This window comes from Dorea hominis, from assembly GCF_014287705.1.
Classification (GTDB): domain Bacteria; phylum Bacillota; class Clostridia; order Lachnospirales; family Lachnospiraceae; genus Dorea_D; species Dorea_D hominis.
Map to the genome: position 1 here is coordinate 60,042 of NZ_JACOOY010000010.1, position 16,007 is coordinate 76,048.

The following is a 16,007-nucleotide window of genomic DNA, read 5'->3' on the forward strand; positions in this document are numbered from 1 at the left end:
TAGCACAAATCCAACATTTGTAAAATATTTTTTAATTTTATGTAATTATTTTGTAACATTTAATCCGTTTTCAAGCACACGAAGAACTTCCTCGATTGTCTCTTCCAGATCCCGTCCTTCTTCACTGATCGTGAGGTCTGCATACCGTTCAAATAATGCGGTACGCTCCTCATACAGATCTTTTAATGTCTGACCGTCTTTTAACACAACACCTCTGTTTTTAGCATTATGGAGTCTGTTATTTATTGTCTCATACGACGTATGTAAATATACGATCGTTCCGGTCTCTTTGTAATGCCTCATTGCATTCTCGCAATATACAACACTTCCTCCCGGCGAGATAACAGCACGCTCTTCCTGAATCTCCGCATTCACCCGGTCTTCAATCCGTAAGAAACCTTCATTTCCTTCTTCTGCAATAATCTCTTTAAGCAAACGCTTCTCCACTTCCTGGATTACCAGATCTGTATCTACAAACTTATATCCCAGTCTCTTAGCAACAACAACACCGACTGTGCTTTTCCCCGATGCCGGCATTCCGATAAATACGATATTCTTCATATTTTTCATCCTTTAGTCTGTATTTGTTTGAAATCTTTTGATACTTATTACATTTTAATCCTATCCATTTTAACATAAGATTCCTTTTTCGTCCACTTCTTGCTTCAGAATCTACTGCCTTTACAAGATTCAAACTCATTTTTTATCATTTTCTGACCAATTCTACCAATACCGCTCTGCCTGATCTGCCAACGGATACTTTACCATAAAAAATAAGAACCGGAAATCCTTTTATTCCTCCGGTTCTTATTTTGTATAAATTATCTCTTCAGGATACACTCTCATTCAGAAAATAATATTTTCTCTGAAAGTTTCTCCGCTCCTGCCTTCGGCGGCATATCTCCTGACAGGTCATTACCCACACCAGCTCACGAAGCCAGTCATCTTCCATTTTCGTCGGAAGATCATCTGTTTTATCCTTCTGCTTATCTGCAAAGTCGATCTGACCTTTCACATTTGCATAAACACGACCGCATATCATCTGTATTTGCAAACGATCCGGATACTCATCATAAATCATACTGACGTCATATTCCAGTCGGTCGCATTCTGCCTCTACATATGGCAGAATCTTTTTCACTTCGGCCGGATACATACTCTTCATATAAGATACATCCCGGCTGTTTTCCCGCTCCCAGGCTGTATCGATTGGCAGCTGATTTTGATATGCCATATAAAAAGGCAGTTTCTCGCTCATCGGTTCTGCTCCTTCCAGGGAAATTATCTGCTTTATTATATGCATTTTTTCATAAGCTGTTCCCTGAAATCTTTTCTGTTATTCATTTTTTGCGGCTTCAAAATTCCGATGCAGAAGTTTGTGTTCTTTTCCTTTCAGCAAGCCATCGTACAACGTCTGAACCAACGGATTTTCATTGGACTTCTTAATCTGGGTATTCACATCTGAATCATAAAGACCCTTCATTCTTGCTGATTTTGTTCTCGGTCCGGCCGGTACCGGCTGTCCACCACCCATGACACAGCCTCTGTAACATGCCATTACTTCTACGAAATCATAGTGTACTTCCCCGGCCTTGATCCGCTTCAAAAGTGCATCTGCATTTCCGAGACCACTTACGATTGCCGCACGAATGGTTCTGCCGTTGTAATCAAATTCTACTTCTTTCAGGCCTTTCTCTCCACGCACACCGCTGAATTTGATATTATCCATATCTACACGGTTATGTCCTTTACGCAGACGTCTCAAAACCGCTTCGGTCACACCGCCGGTTACACCAAAGATCACTCCGGCACCGGATCCGATTCCAAATGGCATATCTGACGCTTCAATTTCCAGATTCTCAAAACGGATACCAGACTTGCGAATCATGGAAACGAGCTCGGTTGTTGTCAGTACATAATCGATATCCTGCTTACCGTTTGTTGAAGATTCCGGTCGTAAAATCTCATCTTTCTTCGCTGTACAAGGCATAATAGATACAGATACCACTCGTTTTCCGAGATTCTTCTCCGGATCTTTATAATATTCCCGTACTACAGCGCCGAACATCTGCTGTGGTGACCGGCAGGTCGAAAGATTCTCGGCAAATTCCGGATAACGGTTTTCACAATATCTTACCCATGCAGGACAGCAGGATGTAAAGAGTGGCAATTTTTCTCCGGATTCCAGCCGATTCAAAAGTTCTTCCGACTCTTCTATAACTGTAAGATCCGCACCGTAAGATGTATCAAATACTTCATCAAATCCCATACGATGCAGGACATTTACCAATTTACCCATAACATTTTCGCCACGCGGCAGACCGAACTGATCTCCTACTGCCACACGGACTGCCGGTGCGATCTGTGCGATCACTTTGGTATCTTTATCTGCAAGAAGATCCCAGATAACATCCATGTTGGTCTTAATACTGATTGCGCCTGTCGGACATACAACCCGGCATTGTCCACAGTTCACGCAGTCGGTCTCTGCAATTTTCTTATCAAATGCAGGTGTTACCAGCGCTTTTGTTCCTCGATATGCAAAATCAATTGCATTTACTGCCTGCACATTGTCACACATACGTACACAGTCACCGCACAAAATACATTTATTCGGATCTCTCACGATCGCCGGCGAACTGTCATCGATCGGCTGTAATTCTTTCGTATTTTCAAATCGGACATCCATAACACCCATCCGGTGCGCAAGGCTTTGCAGCTGACATTCTCCACTTTTGATACAAGTTGTACAGTCTCTGCAGTGCGCTGCCAGAAGTAACTCCAGAATTAATTTCCGATACTTCATCAGGCGCGGTGTATTTGTATAGATCACCATTCCGTCTCTCGGTGGTTCGGAACAGGATGCAAATGTTTTTCCTTTATCATTTTCTACTGTACATAAACGACAGGCACCATATACAGACAGTTCTGAATGGTAACATAAGGTTGGTATATCAATATCTGCTTTACGAATGACGGTAAGAATATTCGGTTCATCCGTAAATTCTACTTTTCTTCCATCTATAGTCATTACTCCCATGACGTTTCCTCCTATCTGGCAACAGAAATTGCCTTAAACGGACACTGTTCCATACAGGCTCCGCACTTAATGCATTTCTCCTGATTAATGTGATACGGTGATTTCAACTCACCTTCAATTGCTCCAGCCGGACAATTTCTTGCACACTTGGAACATCCTTTACAGATGTCCAGATCAATCTGGAACTGTCTGAGATTTGTACAAACCCCTGTTTTACACTTCTTATCCTCAATATGTTCTCTATATTCTTCTGCAAATGCATTCAATGTACTGATAACCGGTTTTGGCGCACTCTTTCCAAGTCCGCATAACGCGGTACTCTCAATCATATCGGCCAGTTCACGCAACTCATCTATATCTGTCGGTTTTCCATTTCCGGCTACGATTCTTTCAAGAATCTCCAGCATTCTTTTTGTACCTTCTCTGCATGGCACACATTTTCCACAGGATTCTCTCTGCGTAAAGCTCATAAAGAACCGGGCTACTTCTACCATACAGGTATTTTCATCCATAATAACAAGTCCGCCGGAACCGATCATCGCTCCGATCTTCGCCAGCGAATCAAAATCCATCTTGCTGTCCAGCTGTTTCTCTGTCAGACATCCGCCCGATGGTCCGCCGATCTGAACCGCTTTGAACTTTTTACCGTTCTGAATGCCTCCACCGATATCATAAATAACTTCCCGGAGAGTAATTCCCATCGGCACTTCGATAAGTCCTGTGTTTCTTACATTACCTGTCAATGCGAATGCTTTTGTTCCCGGGCTTTCCGGTGTACCGATACCCAGATACCACTCTGCGCCGTTTTGAATGATCATTGGTACATTTGCGTAAGTCTCAACGTTATTTAATACTGTAGGTTTTGCCCAGAGTCCCTGCTGTACTGTACGCGGCGGTTTTACTCTCGGCATACCACGTTTGCCTTCAATAGATGCTGTCAGCGCACTTCCTTCGCCGCAGACAAATGCTCCGGCTCCTCGGTTGATATGTAAACGGAAGCTGAAGTTTGTTCCCAGGATATGATCTCCTAAAATTCCAATCTCTTCCGCCTGATGGATTGCCGTCTCCAGTCTCTGGATCGCGAGCGGATATTCGGCACGGACATAAATATATCCTTCCTGCGCCTGAACCGCATATGCAGCGATCATCATACCTTCGATCATGCGGTGCGGATCACCCTCCATAATACTTCTGTCCATGAATGCGCCCGGGTCACCTTCGTCACCGTTACAGACTACGTAACGAATCTTTTCCTTCTGGGATGCTACCTGTTTCCATTTACGTCCGGTACGGAATCCTGCACCGCCACGTCCTCTTAAATTTGACTCATAAATCATATCGATCACGGATTCCGGTGTCATCTCAAACAATGCTTTTTCTAATGCAGAATATGCTCCGACCACCATCGCTCCTTCGATGTGATCGGCATCGATATGTCCGCAGTTTTTCAATACAAGTCTCGTCTGCTTTGCGTAAAATGGGATCTCTTCCTGTGAAGCATAGACCTGTCCGTCCATATGATATAACAAACGTTCAATCGATTTTCCTTCGCAGATTGTTTTCTGATAGATCTCTTCACAATCATCCGGCGACACTTTAATATATAAATAATTATGTGGTTCGATTCTCACCAGCGGTCCCATTTCACAGAATCCGTGGCAACCACTCTTCATAACCTTGGTATGTGCAATCTCTGCGCCGAACTCCACCGATACATTCCCGTCATTCTTTGTCAGTTCCAGCATTTTCTGGTAAATTTTATCTGAACCCCCGGCCAGACATCCTGTTCCACCGCAGATCAAAACGCGACATTTCGCACGCTGCCGCTTCTGACATTCAGTACGATATTCTTTTAATTCCGTTCTGTTCTCTATCTTCATGTTATTCTCCTCTCAACTCTTTCAGCAGATCCACTACTTTTTCCGGTGACATCTTAGGATACACAACATCATTTACTGTAATCGCCGGTGCCAGACCACATGCCCCCAGACAGGACACCGTCTCCACAGTAAAATACAGATCGTCTGATGTATGCTTCTTATCATTTAATCCGAGTTCCTTATACAAACGTTCCAGGATCGGAATGGATTTTCTCACATGACAGGCTGTTCCATCACAGACTTTAATGACATATTTGCCTTTCTGCTCGAAAGAAAAATTCTCATAAAAACTTGCCACGCTGTACGCCTTTGCTTCCGTAATCCCGATCTGTTTTGCCACATATGTCAGAAGTTCCGGTGGCAGGTATCTGTACTCCTCCTGAATATCCTGGATAATCGGGATCAATGATCGTTCTTCTCTTGTGTGTCTTGCTATGATTTCATCTGCTTTCTCATAATACGATGTATCTAACATAATATCCTCATCCTCCTTTTTGTTCATTTTCCCCTGATATTGGCTATTTTTTATCAATTTATTGTATATTATATCATAGAAATTATTGATATGTTTATATCAATATCCGATGTCTTCCATATAGAATTTTATATATCCTAAAAAAAGATGCACCCTCAGGCACACCTTCTTTCTTCTAGACAATTATATTTCTTCAATTTTCCTTCTCAGATGCTCAAGAAATTCTTTTTCTTTCTGATTCATCACATATCCTTTTTTATATATCAGTGCATCCCTCATTTTATGTCTTAGAAATCCGACTTCCTTCTGCACAAGATGATACCGTTCCAGCATCTTTTCCGGCAGCGGAGATACCCACATATAACTGTTCTTCACTTCTCTTAAAATATCAAACTGACTTCCTCTTTCAAAAATATATATTTTCTTTTTCGGATGATAGGCTTCCCTTCCTTCCCGGTAAAATTCAATATATTCTCCGTTCGGGAGCCTGGAATCTCCATGTAAGATTTCTACTCCGTCCGATAATTCTCCCGGAGACTGAAAATCCTTTTCTGCAAGTTCTCCGTCTGCGGAAGTCAAAAGTAAATAATCAAATTCATTGATCACCTGCATTTCCAGATTCCGAAGCTGAAGAAGCGATTGGTAATCCTCCTGCTTTCTCCGCTGATACCGTATAATTCCAAGATCATATCCATTCTGACCGATACTGTCGATTGCCGTCATCGTACTTGTCTCCCGGAAATCCACATCCATCTCCATCTGGTCATCCTGGTTGCTGATATACTCGGCAAAAGCATGCGCAATATAGCTGGCCCGGGGCACACAAAATCGAAGTGTCAGCTTTTCACTGCGTTCTTTTCCATAATGTTCCCTTAGCTCATCAACATCCCGGATGACTTTTCTGGCATATTCCAGAAAATTCTGTCCGTCTCTTGTCGCCTGTACTCCTTTTGAGGAGCGTTTAAAAATCTGTATGCCAAATTCTGTTTCTACATTTTTAATTGCTTTGCTTAAGTTTGGCTGCGCAATGTAAATCTCTTTTGCAGTCTGTGAAATCGATCCTCTTTTATCTATTTCAATAATGTATTTGAAATCCGTCAAATTCATTTGTATCTCTTCCCTTTTCCATGATGCCGATGTTCCGTTCCGCCTTATTCTCTACGCGAAACGAAAAGGCGACACATCTTTTGTATCGCCTTTTCATTCTAAGCTCTTTCGCTGTAGTGATGTGCTTCTTCAAGCATCATATCTTTTACTTTCATCAGACGGATCTGAGAGCTTCTCTCGTTCTCGTCCAGCTTCATCGTGATATATTTGATTGTCTCCTGAGCCTCCGGAATTGTCACATGCTCCAGCGCATTTACACGACGTCTTGTCTTCTCGATCTCAGCCGCCATAAGCTGGCATGCTTTTTCTGTCTCCGCAAGTTTCAACATATCCGGCAGAATGTCCGCCAGTGATTTTACAGCACCATCCAGATCACTGGATGTAAATGCAAATCCATAAGAATAAATATCATTGGCATCAGCAGTCCTTGTCTTCGTATTGAACACAGGAATGTCAACGCTCATAACATTTTTATTGCCTACTTCCAGATTTACTTCCTGTTTTGGTGCCATCAGTGCGGTATTCAACGTAGCCTCATCCATTCCGGCTTTGGCTATAACAAAGTTCTTATTTGCAGAGAGGATTCCGGCTTCTACTTTCTGACGAAGTGCCATGTTCTCCTTTACCAGCTCCAGAAACTGACGCATCAGCTCATCACGCTTGTCTTTCAGGAGCTTATGTCCCCTTCTTGCTGTAACAAGCTTCTTCTTCGTCTTGGTCAGTTCCATCCGGGTAGGAGTGATCTGTTTCGATGCCATTCGCTACCTCCTTATTTCCATTACCTGATTATTGCTTTCCATAATACTGGTCTAAGAATTTGTCGTCGATACGTTTCAACTCTGCTCTTGGCAGCATAGACAATAATTTCCAGCCAATTTCCAGTGTCTCCTCAATAGATCTGTCGTTGTCATATCCCTGGGAAACATATTCTTTTTCAAATGCTTCTGCAAATTCTGCATATTTCAGGTCAATCTCTGTTAAGGCAGCTTCTCCTAAGATTGTCATCAGTTCTTTTGCATCTTTTCCACGGGAATACGCAGCAAATAACTGGTTCATCGTATTGGAGTGGTCTGCTCTTGTTTTGCCTTCACCGATACCTTTATCTTTCAGACGGGAAAGAGACGGTAATACATCAATCGGCGGCTGTAATCCTTTACGATACAGCTCACGACTTAAGATTACCTGACCTTCTGTGATATATCCGGTAAGATCAGGAATAGGATGTGTCTTATCATCCTCAGGCATAGTCAGGATTGGGATCATAGTGATACTTCCGTCTTTACCTCTCTGACGTCCGGCTCTTTCATACATTGTTGCAAGGTCTGTGTACATATATCCTGGATATCCACGACGTCCAGGTACCTCTTTCTTCGCTGCGGAAATTTCACGCAGCGCATCTGCGTAGTTCGTGATATCTGTCAGGATAACCAGAACGTGCATATCTTTTTCAAATGCCAGATATTCTGCTGCTGTCAGTGCCATACGAGGAGTTGCGATACGCTCTACAGCCGGGTCATTTGCAAGGTTGATAAACAGAACGGTTCTGTCAATCGCACCTGTCTCTTTGAATGACTCGATGAAGTAGTTAGACTCTTCGAATGTAATACCCATTGCAGCAAATACAACGGCAAATTTCTCATCTGTTCCACGTACCTTTGCCTGTCTTGCAATCTGGGCTGCCAGCTGGGAATGTGGCAGACCGGAACAAGAGAAGATTGGCAGTTTCTGTCCACGAACCAATGTATTCAGACCATCAATGGCAGATACACCTGTCTGGATAAACTCTTCCGGGTACACGCGGGCTGCCGGGTTCATAGGCAGACCATTAATATCTCTTCTTTCCTCCGGCAAAATCTCCGGTCCATCATCAATCGGACGTCCCAGTCCATCGAAGACACGTCCCAGCATATCCGCAGATACACCAAGCTCCATGCTTCGTCCGAGGAAACGTACTTTACTGTTACTTAAGTTAATACCGGCAGCATTCTCATAGAGCTGTACTACTACGTCATCTCCATCTACTTCCAGTACTTTACAGCGTCGTTTTTCTCCGCTTGCGAGTTCGATTTCACCAAGCTCGTCGTATTTAACGCCTTCTACACCTTTTACCATCATCAGCGGTCCGGCAACTTCCTGTATTGTTCTATATTCCTTTGGCATAATTAGAAGTCCTCCTTCCCGATCGTTCCTGCTACTTCTTTACCGAGTTCATCCATGATCTTCTCATATTCTGTCTCAATATTTTCAGCTAATGTATATTTATAACGACCGATTTTCTCTCTGACATCCATTACAAGAAGATCTTTCATGGATGCACCTTTGTTCAGAGCTTCTGAAGCCTGATCATAGAATGCAAGAACCAGTTTCATCATCAGATACTGTTTACGAAGTGGTGTGTAAGTATCTATTTCGTGGAAAGAGTTCTGATGCAGGAAATCTTCACGGATAGATCTTGCTGCTTCCATCTTCAGACGGTCAGACGGAGACAATGCATCCATACCTACCATCTGTACAATCTCTTCCAATGCTGCTTCTTCTGTCAGAAGGCTCATCATTCTCTGACGGTCATCCATCCAGTCCGGAGCAACGGTTTCATTAAACCAGTCTTTCATATTATCCAGATACAGCGAATAACTGGTCAGCCAGTTAATAGCCGGAAAATGTCTCTTATATGCCAGTGCGGAATCCAGTCCCCAGAATACCTTAACGATACGAAGGGTTGCCTGTGATACCGGCTCTGATGTATCACCACCCGGAGGAGATACGGCTCCGATTACGGACAGGGAACCTTCTCTTGCATCTTTACCGATGGAAACTACACGTCCGGCTCTCTCGTAGAACTCTGCCAGACGGGAACCTAAGTATGCCGGGTAACCTTCCTCACCAGGCATCTCTTCCAGACGTCCTGACATCTCTCGAAGCGCCTCTGCCCAACGGGATGTAGAATCTGCCATCAATGCTACAGAATATCCCATATCACGGAAATACTCTGCAATCGTAATACCTGTATAAATAGATGCCTCACGGGCTGCGAAAGGCATATCGGATGTGTTCGCGATCAGAACGGTTCTTTCCATAAGGGAACGTCCTGTCTTCGGATCCTTCAGTTCCGGGAACTCATTCAGAACGTCTGTCATCTCATTTCCACGCTCTCCACAACCGATGTAAACTACGATGTCAGCTTCTGCCCATTTTGCAAGCTGATGCTGGATAACTGTCTTACCGCTTCCGAAAGGTCCCGGAACGGCTGCAACTCCACCTTTTGCGATTGGGAAAAATGTATCAACAACACGCTGTCCTGTTACAAGCGGTGCATCCAGCGGCAGTTTCTTCACATATGGACGTCCTGTACGAACCGGCCATTTCTGCATCATTGTCAGCTCTTTGTCTCCGTCCTTCGTCTCCAGAACTGCAACAACTTCTTCTACCGTAAATTCACCGGATTTGATCTCTTTGACTGTTCCGCTTACTCCATAAGGAACCATGATCTTCTGCTCAACAACTGCTGTCTCCTGAACAGTACCGAGCACATCTCCCGCTCCAACTTCTTCTCCGACTTTTGCAACCGGAACAAATTCCCATTTCTTGTCTCTCTTCAGGGAAGCAACTTCAACACCACGCTGTAAGTTATTTCCCGAAATCTTCATAATATCATCCAGAGGACGCTGGATACCATCATAAATGCTTGTGATCAGACCAGGGCCAAGTTCTACTGACATTGGTGCCCCTGTTGATTCTACCGGTTCTCCCGGTCCAAGTCCTGATGTTTCTTCGTATACCTGAATTGATGCCTCATCACCGTGCATCTCGATGATCTCTCCAATCAGACGCTTTTCACTAACACGTACAACGTCACGCATGTTAGCATCTCGCATTCCGGATGCGATGACCAGCGGTCCTGCTACTTTTTTAATCGTACCTGTACTCATTTGGACGAATCACCCTCCATTTCTTATTTTATTGTTGCGAAAACAGAATATCAGAACCGACAGCCACTTCCACAGACTTCTTAACGCCCGCGACTCCTGCTCCCGTATTACCGGCAATGCCAGGAATCTGGATGATCGCCGGGATGATTTCTTCCTGATATCTTGCAATTTCATGTTTTAACTGATCGGCCCAGGCTTCTGTAATATAAATAATTCCGTAACCACCTGTTGCCAGTTTGTGAAGCTCTTCGGCAGCTTCTTCATGGGTAGTAACCGGAAATGTGTCAAGCCCCAGTGTAGCAAAGCCGTAGATGCTGTCATAATCGCCTAATACTGCAATCTTATACATACATTTCCCTTACCCTTTCCCGAATAGAATCATCCGGCAGGTCGTTAAGCTTACCGGAAAGAATGATTCGTACCGTTTTTATTTCATTCTGTCTTGCAATTACATAGGCAATTACCGGTCCTATTGTAAATGCATTATATTTCTGCGGGCTGATCGTCTGGATGATCCGGTTGTCGCACCACCGTTCAAATGCGGATGGAGATTCCAGAAGTGCCTGCGCACCTTCTGCATATGCCGTTCCCATCAGATAATCACGAAGCGCTTCCTTACCGGAAAGTGCCGCTTTGGAAAGCTGATCCACACTGACACTGTCGCACTCCGCCATTGCCCTTTTCATAAAGTCTATAGATTTCGCGGTTTTCTGTGATCGCACTGCAATCTTAATATCTGCAACTGCAACCGTTGATTCTGCATAATCCCGGATGATCTGGGCTTTTGACGCTTTACCCGCCGCATATACGGCATCCAGCGTTGCTCTGTCGATCATCACGTCGCACAACTGACCATCTCTTGTATGAAGCAGTGTCTCATAAGCATCCGCTGCCACATGCTGCATGTAGTCCGGAAGTCTGGTAAACGCTTTCTCTCTTACGATCTCCAGCATCTCATCCCCCGGAATCGCTACATCATCATAGAAAATGTGCCGGTTCTTTTCCTCCGTGCATACTTCCTTGATCGCAGCTTTCAGATTATGGAAAAGTTTTGGATAGGAAAGTACTGCAAAGTTCTCCATGTCAATGGAAAGATCCTTCACTACCTCCCAGATCTTCTCTTCCTCTCTGGTCAGTATCGCCTCTGCATCTCCGGAAGTATCTGTGCCTCCCCACCCCTTCTCTTCCAGGAACTGCAGGCACTGATGATAATTCTGGCATGCAATCAGCTGGTCGATCGTGCTGTTTGAAAACAGTGACACTTCCAGTGCACGTATGCGCGCAACCGCGTAGGTATACTGTTCACTCATGTTACTTCCTCCTGTCACGCGTTACGCAAATAATATATGGTATACTTTGTCAGACAATTCGTCTTTTTTCTCATCGAACATTGCCTGTAAAGTACAGTTCTCTTCTATCCCGCCATAGGCAAGAACAAATCCATTCTCAATCTTTCTTTCTTCTGCGGAAATCTTAAGGCTTCCGCCTTTGTCTCGCGCAGTGTTCTCCACTGCATTTTTAAAGTCGTCAGACATTCTCTGGAGATCTCCTGCGGAAAAGAAGATTTCTCCGTCCTGCGGCAATGCATATCTTGCAAGTAATTTTAATAAAACTCCAAAATACTCTTCCTCATTCATAGACTCCAGAGACTGATATGCCTTATCCAGCACGTTCTGGATCATCTCCTGTTTTGCTGCCAGAAGTTTTGTTCTTCTCTGCAGATCAATGGAAGATGCCGTACGCTCTTTGTAATTCACTGTATCCAGTTCGGATTTGTGGGCAATCGTCTCGGAAATCTTCTTAGCATCTGCTTCAGCCTGCGCTACAATCTCGTCCGCTTTTGCCTTTGCTTCTGCAATCTTGCTGTCTGCTGCCGCTTTTGCTTCATCCAGGATCTGACTTTTTATTTTTTCTAATCCTGTCATCGCTTCTTTGCTCCTTCCTGTTTTATACCTGAATTGCTGTTACTGCCAGAATAGAAATCAGGAGTGCAAGAATTGCGTATGTCTCAACCATTGCAGGGAACAGCATTGCTTTACCGAACTGCTCCGGTTTTTTAGCTACAATTCCGATTGCTGCCGCTGCTGTCTGTCCCTGTGCTTTACCAGAGATCAGTCCAACGATTCCGATTGGCAGACATGCTGCAAGGATCAGAAGTCCTGTCTGTGGATCAAGATCTGCTGCGCCGCCGCCAAGGAGACCAATCTTGGATAATGTAATGAAACCAACCAGCAGTCCGTAAATTCCCTGTGTACCAGGAAGCAGCTGCATGATCAATACTTTTGCAAATTTGCTAGGGTCTTCTGTTACAACTCCGGATGCTGCCTGACCTGCGATACCAACTCCGATTGCTGATCCTGCTCCTGCGAGAAATACTGCTACTGCTGCGCCAAGTAACGCATATACAAGTCCTAAATTACTCCAAATACTCATGATAAAGTTTCCTCCTTAATATCTACATATTTTGTATCTGATTCAAATGGTTCAAATGGTTTTCCACCGCCTTCGTAGAATTTTCCGAAAAATTCCACAAACTGAAGACGGTTCGTGTGCACATATGCACCAAGTAAGTTGATCGCAAGATTCAAAGTATGTCCCACCACGAACACAATCGCAAATCCGATCGCACCAACCACGCCTTTTCCAAACATGCTACCCATCTGGTTTACAACAGATGCAATAACACCGGTTGCAAGTCCGAGAGCTAACAGACGTGAATAAGATAATACATCACTGAGCCATCCGGTAATATTATAGATGTCATACGCTCCAAGCGCGATCCTGAGAACCGGATTTTTATTTGCTCTTCCTGACATCAGAAGCAGTCCCAGTGCACCGATAATCGCAAGCGCTTTTGCAAGCGTATTCACAAACGGTGGAAATACGATTTTTGCCTGTGCTATAGAAGCAAAAATATCAGACGGGATCAGCATCAGTAAAAGTCCTGCCAGAAATACGTACCATAAAATAACATCACAGAAAAAGTCTAATACTTTTCCTTCTTTCAGAAGCATGTAACCTTTGATTCCAAGGCCGACGAACAAATGTACAAGTCCGAATGCCATGGAATAGATCAACAGCTTCATCGGATTATTCAGCGGCGCAAACCATAATGGCTTGATCGTTATATCTTTATTAAAGAATGTCTTTCCTACAACATCGACAACGTCTCCGAAGTAACCGCCAAATAATACACCCCACACAAGTGTAGATAAACCACAGAACATAAACATCTTCATGGACTTTCTCATACTCTTGCTCATCCGTGGGAATTTCTTCAATACTACAAAACATGCGATTGCAATGATCGCACCGTATGCAGCATCAGATAACATCATACCAAAGAAGAATACATAGAAAAACGACATGATTGTCGTCGGATCAAACTCTCCTTTATGCGGAAGTCCGTAGGATTCCAGAACACCTTCTACACTGTCTGAGAAAGCGTTGTTCTTTAAAATAACCGGCGGTTCTTCCTCTTCCTTTAACTCTTCCACATCCATCACACAATCGTATCTGTCTGCGATTGCTTTCTTAAGGACAGGAACTGTTTTCTCTGCAACATATCCGCTAATTACGAATGTTCGCTGTGACTGTGGAAGTGTGCCAAGCACTTCGTACTTCTCTGCACGGAGTCTGAAATAATCCCCCACTACTTTCAACTCTTCTCTGCTTGTGGCATATCCTTTGATCTCTTCCTCTGTCACTTCAATCTCTTTGTTCAGTTTCTGGATCTCGGCTTTCAGATTCTCTTTTTCCTTCGCCGGGATCTGGTTGGATATCTGCGATGGTCTTGCAAATCCTCCAGCTCTCAGAGTTTCTTCGGTCTTCTCTGCCTCTTTTTTCAGACAAAATACAGCAAGATAAACCGCGTCTGCATCTTCGGAAATGATCTGCACATCCAGTGCTTCAATCTCCGGACACTCTGCAGCTACCTTTTCATGAATAGCCGCTTCATCTGTGCCCGCCGGCATCGTTCCAAGTAACATTGCTGTTCTGGCTGTACCTGCATAATTCATAGGTGCATCCAACGAAAGCCACGGTTCAAGCGATTCAATCCGATTTTCAATCTTCACAATATTTGCTTTGATCTCTGCAATCTCTTTGCTCTTTGTGAGCAGAGCATCTGCTTTTTCGATGACTTCGTCTTTTTTCGCTGTGATTTTCTGGAATTCATCCTGACTGACAAGCTCTTTTCCCGCTAACCCGGACAACATTGACTGCTTCTGCGGTGCATATATATCAAGGATACCCAGCGCCGTCTCTGTAAGCTGTGCTTTCTTCTCAAAGCTAAGCTTCGCATTCACTGTGTCCATCTTTTCAAAGCCTTCTTCATCAGCGATCTGGTTCATCTCCATAACGCCGAGTGCCTGCAGCTTTTCCAGAATTGCTTTGCGGTCTTTTTTAAGTGCGCAGATACTGACTCTTTGCATCTGCAATACTGCCATAGATCTATCCCTCCTTTACATTTTATTTCCGGTTAGATCTTGATCAAACCAGCTGTGCAATAACTGCTGCTATTGCTTCGGCTTCTTTACTGCCCGCTTCCCGCTTTAACGAAACAATCTCTTCATCTACTTTCTGAAGTGCGTCCTTTACCGCTTCTTCTCCGGCTTTCTTTGCTTCATTCATTGCGAACTGCACATTTTCTTTTGCTTTTGCTTCTGCTTCTTCTTTTATCCTCCCTGCAGATGCATCCGCTTTTTCAAGAATCTCGGCACATGCTGCATCGGCTTCTTTCATGGCCTTATCTGCCTCACACTCCGTGTCCTTAATGGTTCTAATGGTCTCTTCTACCATTCCTTCACCACCTCCCTCGCGTTCGTTAAAACTTTGTTGTAAGTTTGATTATAATACCGCAATTATCAAATGTCCAGAATAATTTGTATTCGAACAAGAACAAGCGTGCTTATTGTTGCGGAATTTACATAATTTTTATATATTTTTCAAATAATTCAGACATTCCAGTGCAAATGATGCAAATGTCCTTCCAGATTCATTCCCGGGAAATTATTTTGCCGCAACGCTTCATATAACACGATAGCGACTGAATTGCCCAAATTCAGAGAGCGTATGTCTCCCAGCATCGGAATACGGATACAGTCCTCCTCATGATTCACTAATATTTCTTCCGGAATTCCTGCGCTTTCCTTTCCAAACATGATATAGCAGTCCGGCTCATACTGCACGTCTGTATATACTTTATGCGCCTTTGTTGTAGCCATATAGATCTTTGCTCCCGGATTCTTCTCCATAAAATCGTTAAAATCAATGTAAGTCGTCACATCCAGATCTTTCCAGTAGTCCATTCCTGCTCTTTTTAAGTTCTTTTCATTCAAACGGAATCCTAACGGCTCGATCAGGTGCAGCCTTGCATTTGCTGCCACGCAGGTTCTTCCGATGTTTCCTGTGTTTGCCGGAATCTCCGGCTCATGTAATACAATGTTTAACATAATCTCTCCTCTTTTCTGCATAACTTAATTTTATAATACTATATAATGGATACACTTTCTACAGCAATAAAAAACGATCCCATACAAAAAATTCATCACCTTTATTTACAAGCGCAAATTCTT

Annotated in this window: 16 protein-coding genes; all 16 read right to left on the minus strand. The window is 43.7% G+C overall.

The window, feature by feature from the left end:
- Positions 1-45 precede the first annotated feature (45 nt).
- The 16 genes from H8S07_RS08880 to H8S07_RS08955 all read right to left on the minus strand — a co-directional run bounded on the left by H8S07_RS08880 (position 46) and on the right by H8S07_RS08955 (position 15,884).
- Positions 46-561, minus strand: a complete 516-nt coding sequence (locus tag H8S07_RS08880; protein WP_186855897.1) for a shikimate kinase — start codon at positions 559-561, stop codon at positions 46-48.
- Positions 562-829: 268 nt separating this feature from the next.
- Positions 830-1,258 (minus strand): hypothetical protein, encoded by a 429-nt coding sequence (locus H8S07_RS08885; RefSeq protein ID WP_021860225.1) that lies wholly within the window; start codon positions 1,256-1,258, stop codon positions 830-832.
- 78 nt (positions 1,259-1,336) lie between these two features.
- Positions 1,337-3,040, minus strand: coding sequence for a [FeFe] hydrogenase, group A (locus H8S07_RS08890; RefSeq protein WP_021860226.1), 1,704 nt, complete (start codon positions 3,038-3,040; stop codon positions 1,337-1,339).
- An 11-nt stretch (positions 3,041-3,051) separates the two neighbouring features.
- Positions 3,052-4,920: an NADH-quinone oxidoreductase subunit NuoF gene (locus H8S07_RS08895; protein ID WP_021860227.1), complete on the minus strand. Its 1,869-nt coding sequence runs from the start codon at positions 4,918-4,920 to the stop codon at positions 3,052-3,054.
- Between the two features lies 1 nt (position 4,921).
- Positions 4,922-5,395 (minus strand): complex I 24 kDa subunit family protein, encoded by a 474-nt coding sequence (locus H8S07_RS08900; protein WP_117538307.1) that lies wholly within the window; start codon positions 5,393-5,395, stop codon positions 4,922-4,924.
- A gap of 183 nt (positions 5,396-5,578) precedes the next feature.
- Entirely contained in the window at positions 5,579-6,502 is a 924-nt protein-coding gene (locus H8S07_RS08905) for a LysR family transcriptional regulator (protein WP_021860229.1), read from the minus strand.
- A gap of 98 nt (positions 6,503-6,600) precedes the next feature.
- The gene (locus H8S07_RS08910) at positions 6,601-7,260 is read right to left on the minus strand and encodes a V-type ATP synthase subunit D (protein ID WP_021860230.1); all 660 of its coding nucleotides are present in this window, start codon (positions 7,258-7,260) and stop codon (positions 6,601-6,603) included.
- Between the two features lie 28 nt (positions 7,261-7,288).
- On the minus strand, positions 7,289-8,662 hold the full coding sequence (locus H8S07_RS08915; protein WP_021860231.1) for a V-type ATP synthase subunit B: 1,374 nt from the start codon (positions 8,660-8,662) through the stop codon (positions 7,289-7,291).
- Positions 8,663-8,664: 2 nt separating this feature from the next.
- Positions 8,665-10,431 (minus strand): V-type ATP synthase subunit A, encoded by a 1,767-nt coding sequence (locus tag H8S07_RS08920; RefSeq protein ID WP_117538305.1) that lies wholly within the window; start codon positions 10,429-10,431, stop codon positions 8,665-8,667.
- A 28-nt stretch (positions 10,432-10,459) separates the two neighbouring features.
- A complete protein-coding gene (locus tag H8S07_RS08925; protein ID WP_021860233.1) occupies positions 10,460-10,780 on the minus strand; it encodes a V-type ATP synthase subunit F in 321 nt (106 codons plus the stop codon).
- The gene (locus tag H8S07_RS08930; protein ID WP_021860234.1) at positions 10,773-11,741 is read right to left on the minus strand and encodes a V0D/AC39 family V-type ATPase subunit; all 969 of its coding nucleotides are present in this window, start codon (positions 11,739-11,741) and stop codon (positions 10,773-10,775) included. Before H8S07_RS08930 ends, H8S07_RS08925 begins: the two co-directional genes overlap by 8 nt.
- A gap of 21 nt (positions 11,742-11,762) precedes the next feature.
- The gene (locus H8S07_RS08935; protein ID WP_118520537.1) at positions 11,763-12,356 is read right to left on the minus strand and encodes a V-type ATP synthase subunit E; all 594 of its coding nucleotides are present in this window, start codon (positions 12,354-12,356) and stop codon (positions 11,763-11,765) included.
- 22 nt (positions 12,357-12,378) lie between these two features.
- Positions 12,379-12,864, minus strand: a complete 486-nt coding sequence (locus H8S07_RS08940; RefSeq protein ID WP_021860236.1) for a V-type ATP synthase subunit K — start codon at positions 12,862-12,864, stop codon at positions 12,379-12,381.
- Positions 12,861-14,879, minus strand: coding sequence for a V-type ATP synthase subunit I (locus H8S07_RS08945; RefSeq protein ID WP_186855898.1), 2,019 nt, complete (start codon positions 14,877-14,879; stop codon positions 12,861-12,863). The genes H8S07_RS08940 and H8S07_RS08945 overlap by 4 nt, the downstream gene beginning before the upstream one ends.
- A 43-nt stretch (positions 14,880-14,922) precedes the next feature.
- Entirely contained in the window at positions 14,923-15,231 is a 309-nt protein-coding gene (locus H8S07_RS08950; RefSeq protein WP_186855899.1) for a hypothetical protein, read from the minus strand.
- A 155-nt stretch (positions 15,232-15,386) separates the two neighbouring features.
- On the minus strand, positions 15,387-15,884 hold the full coding sequence (locus tag H8S07_RS08955) for a tRNA (cytidine(34)-2'-O)-methyltransferase (RefSeq protein ID WP_021860239.1): 498 nt from the start codon (positions 15,882-15,884) through the stop codon (positions 15,387-15,389).
- Positions 15,885-16,007: the final 123 nt, after the last annotated feature.

Bases quoted from the DNA above. Each gene is read 5' to 3' on its own strand.
- H8S07_RS08915 (WP_021860231.1), bottom strand. From the start codon at position 8,662: ATGCCAAAGGAATATAGAACAATACAGGAAGTTGCCGGACCGCTGATG.
- H8S07_RS08885 (WP_021860225.1), bottom strand. From the start codon at position 1,258: ATGAGCGAGAAACTGCCTTTTTATATGGCATATCAAAATCAGCTGCCA.
- H8S07_RS08945 (WP_186855898.1), bottom strand. From the start codon at position 14,879: ATGGCAGTATTGCAGATGCAAAGAGTCAGTATCTGCGCACTTAAAAAA.
- H8S07_RS08890 (WP_021860226.1), bottom strand. From the start codon at position 3,040: ATGGGAGTAATGACTATAGATGGAAGAAAAGTAGAATTTACGGATGAA.
- H8S07_RS08895 (WP_021860227.1), bottom strand. From the start codon at position 4,920: ATGAAGATAGAGAACAGAACGGAATTAAAAGAATATCGTACTGAATGT.
- H8S07_RS08930 (WP_021860234.1), bottom strand. From the start codon at position 11,741: ATGAGTGAACAGTATACCTACGCGGTTGCGCGCATACGTGCACTGGAA.
- H8S07_RS08925 (WP_021860233.1), bottom strand. From the start codon at position 10,780: ATGTATAAGATTGCAGTATTAGGCGATTATGACAGCATCTACGGCTTT.
- H8S07_RS08935 (WP_118520537.1), bottom strand. From the start codon at position 12,356: ATGACAGGATTAGAAAAAATAAAAAGTCAGATCCTGGATGAAGCAAAA.
- H8S07_RS08880 (WP_186855897.1), bottom strand. From the start codon at position 561: ATGAAGAATATCGTATTTATCGGAATGCCGGCATCGGGGAAAAGCACA.
- H8S07_RS08900 (WP_117538307.1), bottom strand. From the start codon at position 5,395: ATGTTAGATACATCGTATTATGAGAAAGCAGATGAAATCATAGCAAGA.
- H8S07_RS08905 (WP_021860229.1), bottom strand. From the start codon at position 6,502: ATGAATTTGACGGATTTCAAATACATTATTGAAATAGATAAAAGAGGA.
- H8S07_RS08950 (WP_186855899.1), bottom strand. From the start codon at position 15,231: ATGGTAGAAGAGACCATTAGAACCATTAAGGACACGGAGTGTGAGGCA.
- H8S07_RS08910 (WP_021860230.1), bottom strand. From the start codon at position 7,260: ATGGCATCGAAACAGATCACTCCTACCCGGATGGAACTGACCAAGACG.
- H8S07_RS08920 (WP_117538305.1), bottom strand. From the start codon at position 10,431: ATGAGTACAGGTACGATTAAAAAAGTAGCAGGACCGCTGGTCATCGCA.
- H8S07_RS08955 (WP_021860239.1), bottom strand. From the start codon at position 15,884: ATGTTAAACATTGTATTACATGAGCCGGAGATTCCGGCAAACACAGGA.
- H8S07_RS08940 (WP_021860236.1), bottom strand. From the start codon at position 12,864: ATGAGTATTTGGAGTAATTTAGGACTTGTATATGCGTTACTTGGCGCA.